The sequence below is a fragment of the Variovorax sp. PDC80 genome (assembly GCF_900115375.1).
Classification (GTDB): Bacteria; Pseudomonadota; Gammaproteobacteria; order Burkholderiales; family Burkholderiaceae_C; genus Variovorax.
On record NZ_FOWG01000007.1, the window covers coordinates 440,616 to 455,762 of the forward strand.

Below are 15,147 nucleotides of genomic sequence, written 5' to 3' on the forward strand. Positions count from 1 at the left end.
GCCGGCCATGCTGAGGCGCGGTCGCTTGCGCTCGCGATCTCCAAAGCATCCGTCCCATTGGAACCTCTTCCACCCTCCAACCCATTGGAAGATCCTTCCAGCCCCGATCCCCGCCGATCTCGTTGACCCTGCCTGGCGCATCCGTTCGAATGCCTCACGTTTCGAACCCGCACCAACCCATCGCCAGGAGTCACACCCCATGCAAACCCAACGCACCCGCATGACGCGGGACAACACCGCCGTTCTGCTCATCGATCACCAGGTCGGCCTGATGACCGGCGTGCGCGACATGACGGTCAGCGACCTCAAGCACAACGTGGTCGGTCTCGCGAAGGCGGCCAAGGTCCTGGGCCTGCCGATCGTCGCGGTGACGACGGCGCGCGACAGCATGTGGGGGCCGACGGCCTCCGAGCTCAAGGAAGCCTTGGGCGGCGGCGAGATCATGGACCGCTCGACGGTCAATGCCTGGGACTACCCGCCTTTCGTGGAGGCCGTGAAGGCGACCAAGCGCGATCACCTGATCATCGCGGGGCTGTCGTTCGAGGTCTGCGCCTCGCTGCCGGCGATCTCGGCGCGCGAGGAGGGCTACCAGCCGATCATCGCCATCGACGCCTGCGGCACCTTCTCGACCGCCAAGCGCGAAGCGGGCATCGCACGCCTGACGACGCTCGGCATCGAGATCTCCGACTACGCGACCCTGATGGTCGAGATCATGGGCGACAACGCCGATCCGAAGGCGCTCGACGTGTATGCCGCGCTCGACATGCCGTTCGCGGTGCTGATGGGCCAGGTGGCCGGAGCGCTGTCGCGATGAGCGCTGCCTTCGACGTCATCGTCGTCGGCGGCGGCTCGGCGGGTGCGGTGCTCGCGCATCGGCTCAGCGCCGATCCCGCGCGCCAGGTGCTGCTGCTCGAGGCCGGCGAAGCCTACCGGCCGAACGTGTTTCCGCGCGACCTCGCGGATGCCGACACGGCCGGCGGGCCCGATGGCCACGACTGGGGCTACCAGGCCGAGACCGGCCTCGCGGGCCGCAGCATCCACGCGCCGCGCGGCAAGACGCTGGGCGGCAGCTCGGCCGTCAACGCGGCGGTGGCGATGCGCTCGCGGCCCGAGGACTTCGCGAAGTGGCGCGCGCTCGGCATCGAGGGCTGGCAATGGCCCGAGCTGCTCGAGGCCTTCAAGGCGATCGAGAACACGCCCGATGGCGACGACGCGTTCCGCGGCCGCGCGGGTCCGCTGCCGATCCGCAACCGGCGGCGCGACGAGCTGACGCCGGCGCTCAATGGCTTCGTCGATGCAACGGCCGCACTCGGCTTCGCGCGCGTCGCGGACTTCAACGGCGAGCAGCAGGCCGGCGTCGCGCCCTATCCGCTCAACGTGATCTCGGGCCGGCGCATCAACACCGGCATCGCCTTCCTCGGCGAGGACGTGCGCGCGCGGCCCAACCTCACGATCCGTGGCGGCGTGGAGATCGACCGCGTGCTGTTCGAGGAAGGCCGCGCCGTGGGCGTGGTCGATGCCGAGGGCCAGAGCCATCGCGCGGGCCAGGTGATCCTCAGCGCGGGCGCCTTCGGCAGTCCGGCGATCCTCATGCGATCGGGCATCGGTCCCGCGCCGCACCTGGCGTCGCTGGGCATTCCGCTGGTGGCGGAACTGCCGGTGGGGCAGGGCCTGCAGGAGCATCCGTTCTACTACAACGTCTATGCGCTGACGCCCGAGGCGGCGGGCATGCATCCCGCGGCGGGCGCGATCCTCTGGGCCGCGTCCTCGCAGGCCGAGCCGGGCGACCTCGACCTGCACATCTCGGCCACCCATCTGTTCGACCCGGCGTTGAGCCCGACGGGCGGCGCGATCGTGCTGGCGGTGTCGGTGACGCAGCCCGAGGCGACCGGCAGCCTCGAGCTGGCCGACCGCGATCCGCGCAGCGCGCCGCGCATCCGCTACAACCTGCTGGGCACGCCACGCGACATGGCGCGCATGCTCGAGGCCGTGCGGCTGTCGCGCGCGATCGGGCGGCAGTCGCCGTTCGCGCAGATGGTTGCGGCCGAGATGGCGCCGGGGCCTGAGTTCTCGGATGGCGACGACCTGCAGCGCGCGATCGAGCAGCAGCTCGACGGCTATGCGCATCCGACCTCGACCTGCCGCATGGGACCGCCCGGCCAGGGCGTGGTCGATGGCGGTGGCCGCGTGCATGGCGTGCCGGGCCTGTTCGTGATCGACGCGTCGATCATGCCCAGGGCACCGAGCGCGCCGCCCAACATCACCACCATGATGATGGCCTGGCTTCTCTCGGGCCATAGCTTCGGAGTCCGCTGATGGCCCTCGTTCCCATCGATCCACAGGACATCGCCGCGGCGCGCGCGCTGCGCCTCGAGTTCGGCCGCTTCTGGTCCACCGCGCCCGGCACGCCGCGCGACATCTACGACCGCTTCATCGCGCAGACGCCCACCGCTTCCGAAGTCGCGGCGCGCGAGGCCGCCGACGAAGCCGCTTCCGGCTGGTGGGTCGAGCCCGCGCAGGCCGTGCCCGGGCGCGCGCTGCTGTTCATCCATGGCGGCGGCTATGGCCTGGGCCATGCGAGCGCCTATGTCGGATTGGCCAGCCAGCTCGCGGCACGCACGCGCGTGCCGGCCTTCGTGCTCGAGTACCCGCTGGCGCCCGAGGCCGTGCTGCCCGCCGCGCGCGACCTCGCGCTGCGCACGCTCGCGGGGCTGGCATCGCGCTTCGGCGCGGTGGCGGTGGCGGGCGACTCGGCCGGTGGCGGCCTGTCGCTCGCGACCGTGCTCGAGGCCGCGAGGCAGGGCATCGCCGTGTCCTCGCTGGTCGCGTTCTCGCCCTGGACCGACCTGAGCCTGAGCGGCGCGAGCGCACAGGAACTGGCCGTCGGCGATCCGCTGCTCGACGTCGGCTACCTGCGTGCTTCGGCCGCGGCCTATCTGGGCGGCGCGCCGGCCATCGATCCGCGCGGCTCTCCGTTGTTCGATGCCGACCTGCGGCGCCTGCCGCCCACGTTGATCCAGGTCGGCTCGGACGAGGTGCTGCGCGACGATTCGCGCCGTCTCGCGGAGGCGGCCGGCCAGGCGGGCGCGCAGGTCGAGCTCGAGGAGTGGCAGGGCATGCACCACGTGTTCCAGCTCAACACCCGCGAGCTGGCCAGCGCGCGCAAGGCACTCGATCGCGCGGCCGCGTCCGTGTCGCGCCACTGGAACGCCTGACCCTTTGTCCGGGTCCGCGCGTGGCCGGTGCGCGCGGAACGTGCTAAGTTGCCGCGGACTCGGAAGAACCCATCGGCGAAAGATACGCGTGCTCGACCTCAACGACTTTCGGTACTTCGTGGAAGTGATCGACCGGGGCAGCCTCTCGGCCGCGGCGCGCGCGCTGCAGCGGCCGGTCTCGACGATCAGCTACCGCATCCAGCAGCTCGAGGCCGAGCTCGGCCTGACGCTGCTGGCGCGCACCTCGCGGCGCATCACGCTGACCGAATCGGGCGAGGCCTTCTACGGCCACGCGGTCGCCACCATCGCGCGCGCCAACGAGGCCGAGGCGGCGATGCGCAGCCGCAGCACGGAGCCGACGGGCACCGTGCGCTACACGGTGTCGGTCGCGACCTCGCAGTTCGCGATGACCGAGATGGTCGCGAGCTTTCTCGCCAAGTACCCGAAGGTCAACCTGCTGCAGGACGCGAGCGATGCCAACGTCGACATCGTGGCCGATCGCTACGACTTCGCGATCCGTGCCTACTCGGGCGCGCTGCCCGATTCGAACCTGGTGCAGCGCCCGCTCGCGGAAGCGCCCTGGCACCTGTTCGCGGCGCCCGAGTTCCTCGAAACCGCCGGCGCCATCGAGACGCCCGACGACCTGCGGGGTTGCGCCACCCTGATCATGAAGCGCGGGTCGCTCACGCCCGCGTGGCTGCTCAAGCGCGAGGACGACCGCGCGCAGACCGCGCAGGTCGCGATCCGCCCGCGCATGGAGGGCACCTGCATGGTGACCCTGAAGCGCGCGGCCGAGGCGCGCATGGGCGTGGTCGCATTGCCGGCCTACATCTGCCGCGACGAGCTGCGCGCCGGCCGCCTGCGGCGCGTGCTGCCCGACTGGGTGGCGGCCGACTCGACCATCTCGGCGCTGATGCCGAGCCGGCGCGGCATGAGCGCCGCGGCGCGCGCCTTCATCGAGCACCTCGTCGAGGCCTTTCCCGCCGCCGTCCGGCTCGACTGAGCGCAAGCGCAACCCCCGTGATCCGACCCGCCGCGCCGATGCGGCGGTGCGTTCGCGCGCGCCATCAGGGTTTACGCAAAGACGTGGCCTCGGCATCGATGTCTACAATATGGACATACATCCACAATATGGACAAGCGACATGCCCCTCGATGATTCGGACCCGACCCCGAAGATGCCCTACCAGTACCCGAATCCTCCGGACGCGTTGCCCGAGATCGTGGTGCAGCATGCGATCCCGACCGACGAACGCCTGTGGGTGCCGCAGGCCGAGAACGTGTGGTTCCGGCCGCTGTGCCTGAACGCGAGCCAGGGCTACTGGATGAACCTGCTGAAGGTGCGCAAGTCGGGCGTGCTGAGCCGCCACCGCCATCCGCAGGCGGTGCACGGCTTCGTACTCAAGGGGCGCTGGCGCTATCTCGAGCACGACTGGGAAGCCACCGAGGGCAGCTACGTGTTCGAGCCGCCGGGCGAGACGCACACGCTGTACGTGCCCGAGGACGTCGAGGAAATGATCACCTACTTCCAGGTCAACGGTGTCATGTACTACACCGACCCCTGGGGCAAGGGCATGGGCTACGAGGACGTGTTCACCAAGATCGACATGTGCCGCAAGCACTTCGACAACGTCGGCCTCGGCGCGGACTACGTCAAGCAGTTCATCCGATGAGCACGACGGCCTACGGCCGCGCCGGCTACGACTTCGCGGGCGCGGTGGCGGTGGTCACCGGCGGTGCCGGCGGCATCGGCGCGGAAGTCGCGGCGCAGCTGCGGCGCAGCGGCGCGCGGGTGGCGGTGTGGGACATGGCCGAGGCCACTGCGAACGACGACGCCTGGCAGGTCGACGTGAGCGATCTCGCCACGGTCGAGCGTGCCGCCGCCGCGGTGGCCGCGCGCTTCGGCCGCATCGACTTCGTGGTCAACAGCGCGGGCTTCGCGGGACCGACGGTGCCGCTCGATGCCTACGACCCCGCCACCTGGCGCCGCATCGTCGACGTGAACCTGGTCGGCACCTTCAACGTGTGCCGCGCCGTGGTGCCGCATCTGCGTGCCGCGGGCGCGGGCCGCATCGTCAACATCGCCTCGCTGGCCGGCAAGGAGGGCACGCCCAATGCCTCGGCCTACAGCGCGGCCAAGGCCGGCGTGATCGCGCTGACCAAGTCGCTCGGCAAAGAGCTCGCGACCACCGGCATCCTGGTGAACGCGATCGCGCCGGCCGCGGTGCGCACGCCGATCCTCGAGCAGATGTCGGCCGAGCACGTGCGGACCATGATCGGCAAGAGCCCGATGCAGCGCCTGGGCGAGAGCGCCGAGGTGGCCGAGATGGTGGCCTGGCTGTGCTCGGGCTCGTGCAGCTTCAGCACCGGCGCCACCTTCGACCTCTCGGGCGGTCGGGCCACGTACTGAAGCGCCGCCAAGTTTTTTCGGTCCCATTCCTTTTCAAACCACGGAGACACACCCCATGATTCGCTTCGCCTCGAAACTGCAACGCCTCGCGGCGCTGTCGCTGCTGCCGGTGGCGGCGCTGCTGGCCGCCGCGCCCGCCTCGGCGCAATCGCGCGACTATCCCAACAAGCCGGTCGAGCTGGTGGTGCCGTTCCAGCCCGGCGGCGGCACCGACGCACTGGCGCGCGCCTTCGCCGATGCCACGCGCAAGCACATGCCGCAGAGCATGATCATCGTCAACAAGCCCGGCGCCAGCGGCGCCATCGGCTGGCAGGACGTGATCAATGCCAAGCCCGACGGCTACCGCCTCGCGGTGGTCACGGTGGAACTCACGACGCTGCCGCACATGGGCCTCGCGAAGTTCACCTACGAGGACCTCGCGCCCATCGCGCGCCTCAATGCCGACCAGGCCGCGATCACCGTGCGCGCCGATGCGCCGTGGAACACCATCGAGGAATTCCTGGCCGCCGCGAAGAAGGACAGCGGCAAGCTCAGCGTGGGCAATGCCGGCAACGGCTCGATCTGGCACCTGGCGGCCGCCGCGCTCGAGGACAAGACCAGCGTGAAGTTCAACCACACGCCGTTCCAGGGCGCCGGCCCCGCGGTGCTCGCGCTGATGGGCGGCCACATCGACGCGGTGGCGGTGAGCCCGGCCGAGGTCACGACCTACGTGCAGGCCGGCAAGCTCAAGACGCTGGCCGTGATGGCCGAGCAGCGCGTGAAGGGCTTCGAGAAGGTGCCCACGCTCAAGGAACGCAACATCGACCTGGTGATCGGCACCTGGCGCGGCATCGCGGCGCCGAAGAACACGCCGCCCGAGGTCATCGCCTACCTGAAGACCGTGAGCCAGCAGGCCGCCAACGAGCCCGCCTTCCGCGAGGTGCTCGACAAGCAGAACCTGGGCTTCGCCTATGCCGACGACGTCGCCTTCAAGGCCACGATGGCCAAAGACAGCGCCTACTTCAAGACGCTGATGGGCAAGCTCGACATCAAGAACTGATCCACGCAAAGGCAACTCCCGTTTCATGACTTACGAGGCAGCACTCTTCAAGGGCAAGCGGGCACTGGTGTCCGGTGCCACCCAGGGCATCGGCGCCGTGATCGCCAACCACCTGGCCGCGCTCGGCGCGCAGGTCACGGCCATCGGCCTGGGCAACGGCGACGGCACGCTCGATGCCGCGGTCGAGGTCCGGCAGGCCGACGTGACCTCGGACGCGAGCCTCGAGGCCGCGATCGGCGGCATCGAGCGCCTGGACATCGTCTTCAACTGCGCCGGCATCATCCTGCGCGGCGCGGAGCACGACCTCGCGGTGTTCGAGAAGGTGCTGGCCGTGAACCTCACCGGCACGATGCGCGTGTGCGGCATGACGCGCGAGCGCCTCAAGGCGAGCGGCGGCTGCATCGTCAACACGGCCTCGATGCTGAGCTTCTTCGGCGGCGGCCTGGTGCCCGGCTATGCCTCGAGCAAGGGCGGCGTGGCCCAGCTCACCAAGTCGCTGGCGATCGCCTACGCGGCCGACGGCATCCGCGTGAACGCGATCGCGCCGGGCTGGATCGCGACGCCGCTGACCAAACCGCTGCAGGACGATCCCGCGCGCGCGGGCCCGATCCTCGCGCGCACGCCGCTGGGCCGCTGGGGCACGCCCGACGACGTGGCGCGCGCCGCGATGTTCCTCTGCACGCCGGCCGCGTCGTTCATGACCGGCGTGGTGCTGCCGGTCGACGGCGGCTACATGGTGAGCTGAGGGCGCGCCCGATGCGCGTGGACTGGATGGAGGGTATGGATAATGGCCCGGCCCTCGTTCCCGCCGGTGCCCGCGCCGGCCTCGTCCCTTTGTCCATGCCCGCTCCCCGGTCTTCCTCCGCCGCTTCCGCTTCTTCCGCCGCTTCCGCGAACCAGGTCGCGGGCACCGCTTCGTTCTCCAAGTTCATGCACGTGCTGCAACTGGTGGCCGATGCGCAGGAGCCGGTCAACGTCGCGGCGCTGATGCGCGCGAGCGGCTATCCGCGGCCCACGGTGCACCGCATCGTCGCGGCGCTGATCGCCGAGCGCCTGCTGGTCGAGCATCCGCACAGCGCGACCCTGGGGCTGGGCCCGCGGCTGATCCAGCTCGCGAGCCGCAGTTGGGGCCGTTCCGAGCTGCGGCTGGCCGCGGTCGACGAGCTCAAGCGGCTGCGCGACCTCACGGGCGAGACCGTGCACCTGGCCGTGCCCAACGACACGACCATGGTCTACATCGAGAAGCTCGAGAGCCCGAGCGCGGTGCGCATGGCCTCGCGCATCGGCACCAGCGTGTCGCTGCATGCCACCGCCGTCGGCAAGGCCTACATGGCGGCGCTCGACGACGGCGCGCTCAAGGCGCTGGTCAAGCGCCTGCCGACGCCGCGCTACACGCCCAACACCACCGTCGATGCGGCCGCGCTGCGCGCCGAGGTGCAGAAGACGCGCGAGCGCGGCTGGTCGGTCGACAACGAGGAGAACGAAGCCGGCATCTTCTGTTTCGGCGCGGTGATCCGCGGCGTGGGCGGCGTGCCGGTGGCGGCGATCAGCGTGAGCACGCTGGTGTTCCGCCAGAAGGAGGACCCGGCCCAGGCCTACGTGGCACCGCTGCTCGAGGCCTGCCGCGTCATCTCCGAGCGCATCGCGCAGACGCCTTCGCTGTCGGGCAGCGACGTGCTCTGACGCGCGTGCGGCTCAGGCCAGCGCCTTGAGCTGGAAGCCCGGCGCCAGCGCTTCTTCTTCGCTCAGCGCCACGCCCTTGGCCAGCAGCCGGCGCGCCAGCATGTGATCGCCCGCGCGGTTGAGGGTCTCGACCGCCGCGAGGCGTCCTTCGCGAATGCACAGCACGGTCGCGGCCGATGAAGCCGCATCGCGCAGCACCACGTGCGTGTCGTCGGCCGCGCGCAGCCCGGCGATCTGCAGCCTGAGTTCGCCCTGGTCGCTCCAGAACCATGGCACCGGGCCATGCGCCACCGTCTTGCCCGCGAGCCGCGCCGCCACGCTGCGCGCCTGGTCGCCGGCGTTCTGCACCGACTCGAGCCGGATCGGGCGGCCGCTGACCGGATCCGGAAAGGCCGCCACGTCGCCGATGGCCGAGATCGCCGGATCGGAACTCAGCAGCTGCGCATCGACGCGGATGCCGTTGTCGACCGCGAGCCCGGCTTGCGCCGCGAGCTGCGTGCGCGGCTCGGCACCGATGCCGACCACCACGAGGTCGGCCGGCAACGTCTCGCCGTCGGCGGTGCGCACCGCCGCGATCCCGCCCTCGCGGCCCGCGTGGCCCTCCAGCGCCGTCACGCCGCAGCCGAAGCGCAGCCGCGTGCCGCGGCCCTCGTGCGAGGCCGCCACGGCCTGCGCGCTGTGCGGCGAGGCGGCCCGCGCCAGCGCGCGATCGGCCACGTCGAGCACCGTCACGTCCAGGCCGAGGGCACGCGCCACCGAGGCGAACTCGAGTCCGATGAAGCCGGCGCCGATCACCACCGCGCGCCGGCTGTCGGCCAGCCGCTCGCGCAGCCGGTCGGCATCGACCAGCGTCTGCAGGCTCATCACGCCCTCGAGCTCCGCGCCCTCGACGCGCATGCGGCGCGGGCTCGATCCGGTGGCGATCACGAGATGGTCGTAGGCGATCGCCTGGCCCGACGTCAGCACCACGCGCTGCGCGGCGCGATCGATCAGCTCGACGCGGCCCTGCACGCGCTGCACGCGCTGTTCCTCGAAGAAACGCTCGGGGCGGAAATGCAGGTCGCTCGCGCTCGCCTTCGCGAGCAGGTAGGCCTTCGACAGCGGCGGCCGCTGGTAGGGCAGGCTGGCCTCGTCGCCGACCAGCACGATGGCGCCCTCGAAGCCTTCCTGGCGCAGCGAGGCGCAGCACTGGAAGCCGGCATGGCCCGCGCCGACTATCACGACCTGTTGCATGGCGCGCGCATCGGGGTGGGGAAGAAGAGGGTGCGCACGCGCGTCCATGCGCTGCGATGCCGCGCGGCGTGCGGCACCGGTTCCGGCGCGCATGGCGCCTGGAGCGAGGGCCGGCCGCCGTCGGGCGCGTCGGTGTCGAGCTTGTAAGGGATCAGCCATTCCATCTGCGTGTCTCCTGCAGCGCGATGGTGTTCGCAGGGGCCCGGCTTGTCTGTCCCCGCTGTAGGGGACGTGTGCGGCGCCTGCCAAGGATCTACTTGATTCGAAGGATGCCAAGGAACGGGTCCGTCTCAATACTTCCGCCGCGGAGCACCCGGAGGGGGAGCTTCAACTCACGCCTCGAGGCGGACAGGAGATCGAAAGCATGAGAACCCTGCAACATATCCGTCGCTGCGCATTCGCAGCGGCTGCGCTCGGGATCGCTCTGCCGGCTGCGCTGGCCCAGTCGGCCGCGCCGGAGTTTCCGGCGGAGGCCGTGGCACTGACGCCCGAGACGCTCAAGGGCCTCAACGGCAAGAAGTTCGTGGGCACGCGAATGGATGGCACGGGCTGGACGATGGACTTCGGCCCCGACGACTACTTCCGGCTGGCGTACCGGCGCGGCGGCACCGGTGCCGGGCCCGGTGGAGGCATCTTCGACGGCACGGTCCGGCTCGATGGCACGAAGCTCTGCCAGGACATGCGCAAGGCCCTCGAAAGCCGGTGCAACGAGGTGCGCCTGAAAGGCAACGAGCTGTTCTATCAGCGCGGTTCCAACGGCGAGATCGTGGTTCTCACGGCACAGTGAGATCCGATCCCGCTGGCCTGCGGTTCAGCGCACGGGGGGCGCTGCTGCGTGACCGGGTTGCAGCGGCGCATGCACCGATGCGAAAACCCGCCAGTCCTGGCCGCTGAATTCCTAGCGCCCCGGACGGCGATACAGCGCGATCGCCGTCGACGGTGCCGCCGAGGGCGCCGATCCCTCGTCCACGCTCGAGTGGGTCGAACTGCTCGCATCTCTCTTTCGACACCTCGGCAGTCCGGCCGCCAGGCCAACCGAATCCAGTGGCCCCAGCAGGATGGCCGACCGCAAATGTCGGCAACGTCCCACGGATCGGGCCGCCGGGCGGGGGAATACTCCCCGGTCCAGCCGAGGGGGAACCGGCGCGAACCCACTGTCCGAGAGAACAAAACACATGCCAGATCCCGCCGCCGAGTGGCTGTCCATCGCCAACCTGTCGGACGCCGATCACCGGCAGATGATCGATGCGGTCACCGACTACGCGATCTTCTTCCTCGATCCCGACGGCATGGTGCTGAGCTGGAATGCCGGTGCGCGGCTCGTCAGCGGCTACGAAGGTTCCGAGATCCTCGGGCGCCATGTCTCGATGCTCTATCCGGCCGAAGCGCAGCAGCGCGACGGGCCGCGCCAGGAGCTCGCGCAGGCACGCGAGGCGGGCCATTTCGAGGACGAGGGCTGGCGCGTGCGCAAGGACGGCACGCGCTTCTGGGCCAGCGTGGTCATCACGCGGCTCACCGGGCCCGACGGCACGGTGCGCGGCTTCTCCAAGATCACACGCGACCTCAGCGAGCGGCGCCTGCAGGACGAACTGCTGCGCGCGAGCGAGGAGCGCTTCCGGCTGCTGGTCGAGGGCGTGAAGGACTATGCGATCTTCATGCTCGACCCCGCGGGCCACGTGATCAGCTGGAACGCGGGCGCGCAGAAGAACAAGGGCTACGAGGCGGCCGAGATCATCGGCCGGCACTTCTCGACCTTCTATCCGCCCGACGTGGCCGCCAGCGGCTGGCCCGCGCAGGAGCTGCGCAATGCGCTGCGCGACGGCCGCTTCGAGGACGAGGGCTGGCGCGTGCGCAAGGACGGCAGCCGCTTCTGGGCCAGCGTGGTCATCACGGCGCTGTACGACGCGGCGGGGCACCACAAGGGCTTCGCCAAGGTCACGCGCGACCTCAGCGAGCGCCGGCGCATCACCGCGCTGGAGGACGAGGGACGGCGCATGGCCACCTTCCTCGCGATGCTCGGGCACGAGCTGCGCAACCCGCTCGCGCCGATCTCGAATGCGCTCGAGTTGCTCAAGCGCGAGAAGATCGAGTCGCGCATCTTCAACAGCACGCGCGACATCATCGACCGGCAACTGCGGCAGATGACCCGGCTGATCGACGACCTGCTCGACGTGGGCCGCATCACCAGCGGCAAGATCCACCTCGAGGCCAAGCCGGTGCGGCTGCGCGACGTGATCCACGACGCGGTCGAGACGGTGCGTCCGCTGGTCGCGTTGAAGTCGCAAGTGCTCGAGCTGCAGGTCGACGGCGCCGACCCCTGGGTCACGGGCGACCGGGCGCGGCTGGTGCAGGTGGTCAGCAACCTGGTGCACAACGCCGCCAAGTTCACCGACAACGGCGGGCGCATCGAGTTGCGGCTCGGCGCCGGCCCCACCGCGCCCGGCGTCGCGGGCGCCAGCCCGATCGAGGCCGAGATCGTGGTGCGCGACACCGGCCCGGGCATCGCGCCGCAGGACGTCCACCGCATCTTCGACCTGTTCGTGCAGGGCGAGCAGGACGCTGCGCGTTCCAAGGGCGGGCTCGGCCTCGGGCTGAGCCTGGTGCAGCAGCTGGTCGCGCTGCATGGCGGCCGGGTCAGCGTGTTCAGCAGCGGGCGCGCGGGCGAGGGCAGCGAATTCATCGTCAACCTGGCGGCCGTGGCCGAGCCGCTGGCGGGCGAGGGTATCTCGGGCCGGGCGCCCGGCGAACGGTTGGTGCTGGTGGTCGACGACAACCAGGACGCCGCCGAGACCATGGCGCTGCTGATGGACGCGCTGGGCTATGCCAGCGCGGTCGTGCACGACGGCTTCGCGGCGATCGAGGCGGTCAAGGCCGGGCGGCCCGACGTCGTGCTGCTCGACATCGGCCTGCCCGGCATCGACGGCCACGAGGTCGCGCGCCGGCTGCGCGCCGAGCTGGTCGACCCGCCCGCGCTGATCGCCGTGACCGGCTACGGCCAGCCCAGCGACCGCGACACCAGCTTCGAGACCGGCTTCCTCGGGCACCTGACCAAGCCGGTGGACGTGGACCGGCTGGCGCGGATGCTGGAGCGGCTGTTCCAGGAGGAGCGGCCAGGGAGCACGACAGGCTGAGCCCGGCGCCACGTCGGACGGCTCAAGGCGGTGGCTTGTAGCCCCGCGGCTTGCCGCGCACCATGAGTTCGCACACGGCCCAGACGATGGCCTGCCCGGTGGAGTGCTGGAGCGCGGGTTCCATGGCGGCCTCGGCCTCCGAGGGTGGGCGCACCATGCGTCGAACCACCGGTCCCTGGCTGGCACGTCCCGCGTAGCTCACGATGCTCTGGTCCGCGAGGCGTTCGCGCTGGCAATCGATCCGCGTGATCCGGACGTCGGACCCATAGGCGCGACCGTCGGCGGTCCGATGTTCCTGCCCATAGTCGAACAGCAGACTCGCGACGACATGGCCGCCGGGCTCCCGCGCGGGGCCGTTCACGTCGAGGTAGATGTTGTCGCCATCCGGTGTCGGGTTGCCGACGCGGCGCCAATCGGTGGCAAGCGCATGGGGCGCGGTGCAGGCGCAGGCGAGGGCCAGCGCGATGTGGCGCAGCCGGGTCGGTGAGTTCATCGCATCCTCCTGCGCGTCTTTTCTTCTCGGGGTTCCGCGGGGCCTGTCGCGCTCGAGCACCGGCGCTCAGCCGCCGCGCTTCACCAGCGTCATGAACTCCAGCCCCTGGACCTTGCTGGAGCGCATGTCGAACATCGACAGCACCGACTGCCCGAGCAGCGGCAGGCAGTCGGCACAGGTGATGGCCTGCACGTTCTTCAGCTCGAAGCGGCCGATGCGGATGGCATCGATCACGATCGCCTTGGCGACGACCCGGCGGCCGTCGGCGGTGAACATCCTGACGCTCGGATCGACGACGCGGTAGGCCACCTTCGATTGCCGCAGCGTCTCTTCCGCCAGCGACAGCCGCGTGGCGCCGGTGTCGACCATGAAGGCCATGGCCTTGGCTTCGCCGAGGTTGACCGGCGCGAAGAAGTGCCCGCCGTAGGCCGGCAGGCGCAGGCCGGCGCGTTCGGGGGCCGCGGCGCCGCCGCTCTGGTCGATGGCGGTCTCGATGGCGATGCGCTGGCCCGCGAAATAGAGCGGGCTGCCGCGCGCCTGGGCCTGGCTGTCGTAGGCCTGCAGCAGCGACAGGGCTTCGTAGGGCCGGCCGGCCGCGACCAGCAGGCGCGCGAGCCTGGCGCGCACGTCCACCAGCGCGGGCTGCGCCGCCAGCGCCTTGTAGGACCACGCGATGGCCTCCTCGCCGCGGCCCAGCTTCGAGAGGCTGTCGGCATGGAAGGCGAACAGGTCGTAGGCGCCTTCGCCGAGCGCTTCGGCGCGCTCGAAGTTCTCGACCGCCTGCTGGTGCTTGCCGCGCCGGGCCTGTGCCATGCCGAGGTTGGCGAGGCCGAGGGTGTCGCCGGGCAGCAGGCGCACGTAGTCCTGCCAGTTGGCTTCCTCGCAGGCCAGGTCGGCTTCGCGCGCGCAGCGTCCGGCCTGGCGTCGGAAGTCCTCGGCGGTGAGGTTGTCCTTGTTGAGCCAGCGCTGCCAGTAGCCGCGGGTGGTGGCGATGCTCGCGAAGGACACGGCCGCCAGCACGAGGCAGGTCCAGGCGAAGACCTTGACGCCGCGGCGCTGGCTGAAGCGGTGGTCCCAGAGCGAGCAGAGCAGCACCACGACGAGGGGCCAGAGCAGGGCGCCCAGCGCGGTGCCGATGCGGAACGCCGGGGACATGGCTTCCGAGCGTCCGAAGAACAGCGTGGTGGCCTCGAGTGCCGCCAGCGAGAGGGCCGCCAGGCCCCACAGCAGCGGACCGGCCTTGCGCCCGCGCTCGCGGTCGTCGCGCAGGAAGCCCGGCTCCCAGCCGGGGGCCGCGGCTGCGATGTCTCCCGTCCACTGCGGTTCGCGCCGTGATCCCGTGTGCTCGTCCATGAGGTCCTCCCGAGGCACCGGCGTTGTGTGCGTGTTCCCGCGCGAGCGGGGGCCGGTTGCCGCAAAAATGTGTCGGAAAGTATACCTAGCCGGGGTGTCGCGGGCCTGGCATCGCGCCGGGCCCGAGCGGCCGGCGGTGGCGCGATCCGCGCCGAGAATCCCCGCATGGACCTGCTCAAGACCTTCGCCCTCTTCGTCGCCACCGCGCTGGCCGAGATCGTGGGCTGCTACCTGCCCTATCTCTGGCTGCGGCAGGGCCATTCGGCCTGGCTGCTGCTGCCCGCGGCGGTCTCGCTGGCGCTGTTCGCCTGGCTGCTGACCCTGCACCCGACCGCGGCGGGCCGGGTGTACGCGGCCTATGGCGGGGTCTACATCGGCGTGGCGGTGCTGTGGCTCTGGGCGGTCGACAAGGTGCAGCCGAGCGTGACCGACTGGGTGGGCGTGGGGGTCAGCCTGCTCGGCATGTTCATCATCATGGCCGGGCCGCGGCTGGTGCGCTGAGAGGGTGTATTTGAAATGATCTACGCGGCCAGCCTAGTAGCGAGGATACGTGCTTCAGCGAGCCAGACCCAAGCGACAGGTGCCCAATTG

16 protein-coding genes are annotated in these 15,147 nt (G+C 70.6%); 12 read left to right on the plus strand and 4 right to left on the minus strand.

Going from position 1 to position 15,147, the window contains the following annotated elements:
- The first annotated feature begins 199 nt into the window (after positions 1 to 199).
- From BM109_RS22230 to BM109_RS22270, 9 genes are all read left to right on the plus strand, one after another.
- Complete coding sequence (locus tag BM109_RS22230) at positions 200 to 814, plus strand: isochorismatase family protein (protein WP_218159407.1); 615 nt, start codon at positions 200 to 202, stop codon at positions 812 to 814.
- A complete protein-coding gene (locus tag BM109_RS22235; RefSeq protein WP_093347199.1) occupies positions 811 to 2,316 on the plus strand; it encodes a GMC family oxidoreductase in 1,506 nt (501 codons plus the stop codon). Before BM109_RS22230 ends, BM109_RS22235 begins: the two co-directional genes overlap by 4 nt.
- The gene (locus BM109_RS22240; RefSeq protein ID WP_093347202.1) at positions 2,316 to 3,215 is read left to right on the plus strand and encodes an alpha/beta hydrolase fold domain-containing protein; all 900 of its coding nucleotides are present in this window, start codon (positions 2,316 to 2,318) and stop codon (positions 3,213 to 3,215) included. The genes BM109_RS22235 and BM109_RS22240 overlap by 1 nt, the downstream gene beginning before the upstream one ends.
- Positions 3,216 to 3,303: 88 nt before the next feature.
- Complete coding sequence (locus BM109_RS22245) at positions 3,304 to 4,218, plus strand: LysR substrate-binding domain-containing protein (RefSeq protein WP_093347205.1); 915 nt, start codon at positions 3,304 to 3,306, stop codon at positions 4,216 to 4,218.
- 141 nt (positions 4,219 to 4,359) lie between these two features.
- Positions 4,360 to 4,887 carry a 2,4'-dihydroxyacetophenone dioxygenase family protein gene (locus BM109_RS22250; RefSeq protein WP_093347207.1) on the plus strand — a complete coding sequence of 176 codons (528 nt, stop codon included), beginning with the start codon at positions 4,360 to 4,362 and terminating at the stop codon, positions 4,885 to 4,887.
- Entirely contained in the window at positions 4,884 to 5,624 is a 741-nt protein-coding gene (locus BM109_RS22255; protein WP_093347210.1) for an SDR family NAD(P)-dependent oxidoreductase, read from the plus strand. Before BM109_RS22250 ends, BM109_RS22255 begins: the two co-directional genes overlap by 4 nt.
- Before the next feature lie 55 nt (positions 5,625 to 5,679).
- Positions 5,680 to 6,663 carry a tripartite tricarboxylate transporter substrate binding protein gene (locus tag BM109_RS22260; RefSeq protein WP_093347213.1) on the plus strand — a complete coding sequence of 328 codons (984 nt, stop codon included), beginning with the start codon at positions 5,680 to 5,682 and terminating at the stop codon, positions 6,661 to 6,663.
- Positions 6,664 to 6,688: 25 nt separating this feature from the next.
- Complete coding sequence (locus tag BM109_RS22265; RefSeq protein ID WP_093347216.1) at positions 6,689 to 7,408, plus strand: SDR family NAD(P)-dependent oxidoreductase; 720 nt, start codon at positions 6,689 to 6,691, stop codon at positions 7,406 to 7,408.
- Between the two features lie 95 nt (positions 7,409 to 7,503).
- Complete coding sequence (locus tag BM109_RS22270; protein ID WP_093347219.1) at positions 7,504 to 8,346, plus strand: IclR family transcriptional regulator; 843 nt, start codon at positions 7,504 to 7,506, stop codon at positions 8,344 to 8,346.
- A 12-nt stretch (positions 8,347 to 8,358) separates the two neighbouring features.
- Here the strand turns inward: BM109_RS22270 and BM109_RS22275 are convergent, their stop codons facing one another.
- Both BM109_RS22275 and BM109_RS22280 read right to left on the minus strand, forming a co-directional pair.
- Positions 8,359 to 9,579, minus strand: coding sequence for an NAD(P)/FAD-dependent oxidoreductase (locus BM109_RS22275; protein WP_093347222.1), 1,221 nt, complete (start codon positions 9,577 to 9,579; stop codon positions 8,359 to 8,361).
- The gene (locus BM109_RS22280; protein ID WP_093347225.1) at positions 9,564 to 9,743 is read right to left on the minus strand and encodes a hypothetical protein; all 180 of its coding nucleotides are present in this window, start codon (positions 9,741 to 9,743) and stop codon (positions 9,564 to 9,566) included. Before BM109_RS22280 ends, BM109_RS22275 begins: the two co-directional genes overlap by 16 nt.
- A 200-nt stretch (positions 9,744 to 9,943) precedes the next feature.
- Here BM109_RS22280 and BM109_RS22285 point away from each other — a divergent pair, with 200 nt between their 5' ends.
- Both BM109_RS22285 and BM109_RS22290 read left to right on the plus strand, forming a co-directional pair.
- Positions 9,944 to 10,366 carry a hypothetical protein gene (locus BM109_RS22285; protein ID WP_143129246.1) on the plus strand — a complete coding sequence of 141 codons (423 nt, stop codon included), beginning with the start codon at positions 9,944 to 9,946 and terminating at the stop codon, positions 10,364 to 10,366.
- A 388-nt stretch (positions 10,367 to 10,754) separates the two neighbouring features.
- Positions 10,755 to 12,710, plus strand: coding sequence for a hybrid sensor histidine kinase/response regulator (locus BM109_RS22290; protein WP_093347230.1), 1,956 nt, complete (start codon positions 10,755 to 10,757; stop codon positions 12,708 to 12,710).
- Between the two features lie 22 nt (positions 12,711 to 12,732).
- On the opposite strand, the gene BM109_RS22295 is transcribed toward BM109_RS22290, so the two are convergent.
- Both BM109_RS22295 and BM109_RS22300 read right to left on the minus strand, forming a co-directional pair.
- Entirely contained in the window at positions 12,733 to 13,203 is a 471-nt protein-coding gene (locus tag BM109_RS22295; protein ID WP_093347233.1) for a surface-adhesin E family protein, read from the minus strand.
- 66 nt (positions 13,204 to 13,269) lie between these two features.
- Positions 13,270 to 14,556, minus strand: a complete 1,287-nt coding sequence (locus BM109_RS22300) for a retroviral-like aspartic protease family protein (protein ID WP_177239430.1) — start codon at positions 14,554 to 14,556, stop codon at positions 13,270 to 13,272.
- Between the two features lie 165 nt (positions 14,557 to 14,721).
- Between BM109_RS22300 and BM109_RS22305 the strand changes: the two genes are divergently transcribed.
- Positions 14,722 to 15,057, plus strand: coding sequence for a YnfA family protein (locus tag BM109_RS22305; protein WP_093347314.1), 336 nt, complete (start codon positions 14,722 to 14,724; stop codon positions 15,055 to 15,057).
- Positions 15,058 to 15,147: the final 90 nt, after the last annotated feature.

Bases quoted from the DNA above. Each gene is read 5' to 3' on its own strand.
- BM109_RS22230 (WP_218159407.1), top strand. From the start codon at position 200: ATGCAAACCCAACGCACCCGCATGACGCGGGACAACACCGCCGTTCTG.
- BM109_RS22235 (WP_093347199.1), top strand. From the start codon at position 811: ATGAGCGCTGCCTTCGACGTCATCGTCGTCGGCGGCGGCTCGGCGGGT.
- BM109_RS22240 (WP_093347202.1), top strand. From the start codon at position 2,316: ATGGCCCTCGTTCCCATCGATCCACAGGACATCGCCGCGGCGCGCGCG.
- BM109_RS22250 (WP_093347207.1), top strand. From the start codon at position 4,360: ATGCCCCTCGATGATTCGGACCCGACCCCGAAGATGCCCTACCAGTAC.
- BM109_RS22255 (WP_093347210.1), top strand. From the start codon at position 4,884: ATGAGCACGACGGCCTACGGCCGCGCCGGCTACGACTTCGCGGGCGCG.
- BM109_RS22260 (WP_093347213.1), top strand. From the start codon at position 5,680: ATGATTCGCTTCGCCTCGAAACTGCAACGCCTCGCGGCGCTGTCGCTG.
- BM109_RS22265 (WP_093347216.1), top strand. From the start codon at position 6,689: ATGACTTACGAGGCAGCACTCTTCAAGGGCAAGCGGGCACTGGTGTCC.
- BM109_RS22270 (WP_093347219.1), top strand. From the start codon at position 7,504: ATGCCCGCTCCCCGGTCTTCCTCCGCCGCTTCCGCTTCTTCCGCCGCT.
- BM109_RS22275 (WP_093347222.1), bottom strand. From the start codon at position 9,579: ATGCAACAGGTCGTGATAGTCGGCGCGGGCCATGCCGGCTTCCAGTGC.
- BM109_RS22280 (WP_093347225.1), bottom strand. From the start codon at position 9,743: ATGGAATGGCTGATCCCTTACAAGCTCGACACCGACGCGCCCGACGGC.
- BM109_RS22285 (WP_143129246.1), top strand. From the start codon at position 9,944: ATGAGAACCCTGCAACATATCCGTCGCTGCGCATTCGCAGCGGCTGCG.
- BM109_RS22290 (WP_093347230.1), top strand. From the start codon at position 10,755: ATGCCAGATCCCGCCGCCGAGTGGCTGTCCATCGCCAACCTGTCGGAC.
- BM109_RS22295 (WP_093347233.1), bottom strand. From the start codon at position 13,203: ATGAACTCACCGACCCGGCTGCGCCACATCGCGCTGGCCCTCGCCTGC.
- BM109_RS22300 (WP_177239430.1), bottom strand. From the start codon at position 14,556: ATGGACGAGCACACGGGATCACGGCGCGAACCGCAGTGGACGGGAGAC.
- BM109_RS22305 (WP_093347314.1), top strand. From the start codon at position 14,722: ATGGACCTGCTCAAGACCTTCGCCCTCTTCGTCGCCACCGCGCTGGCC.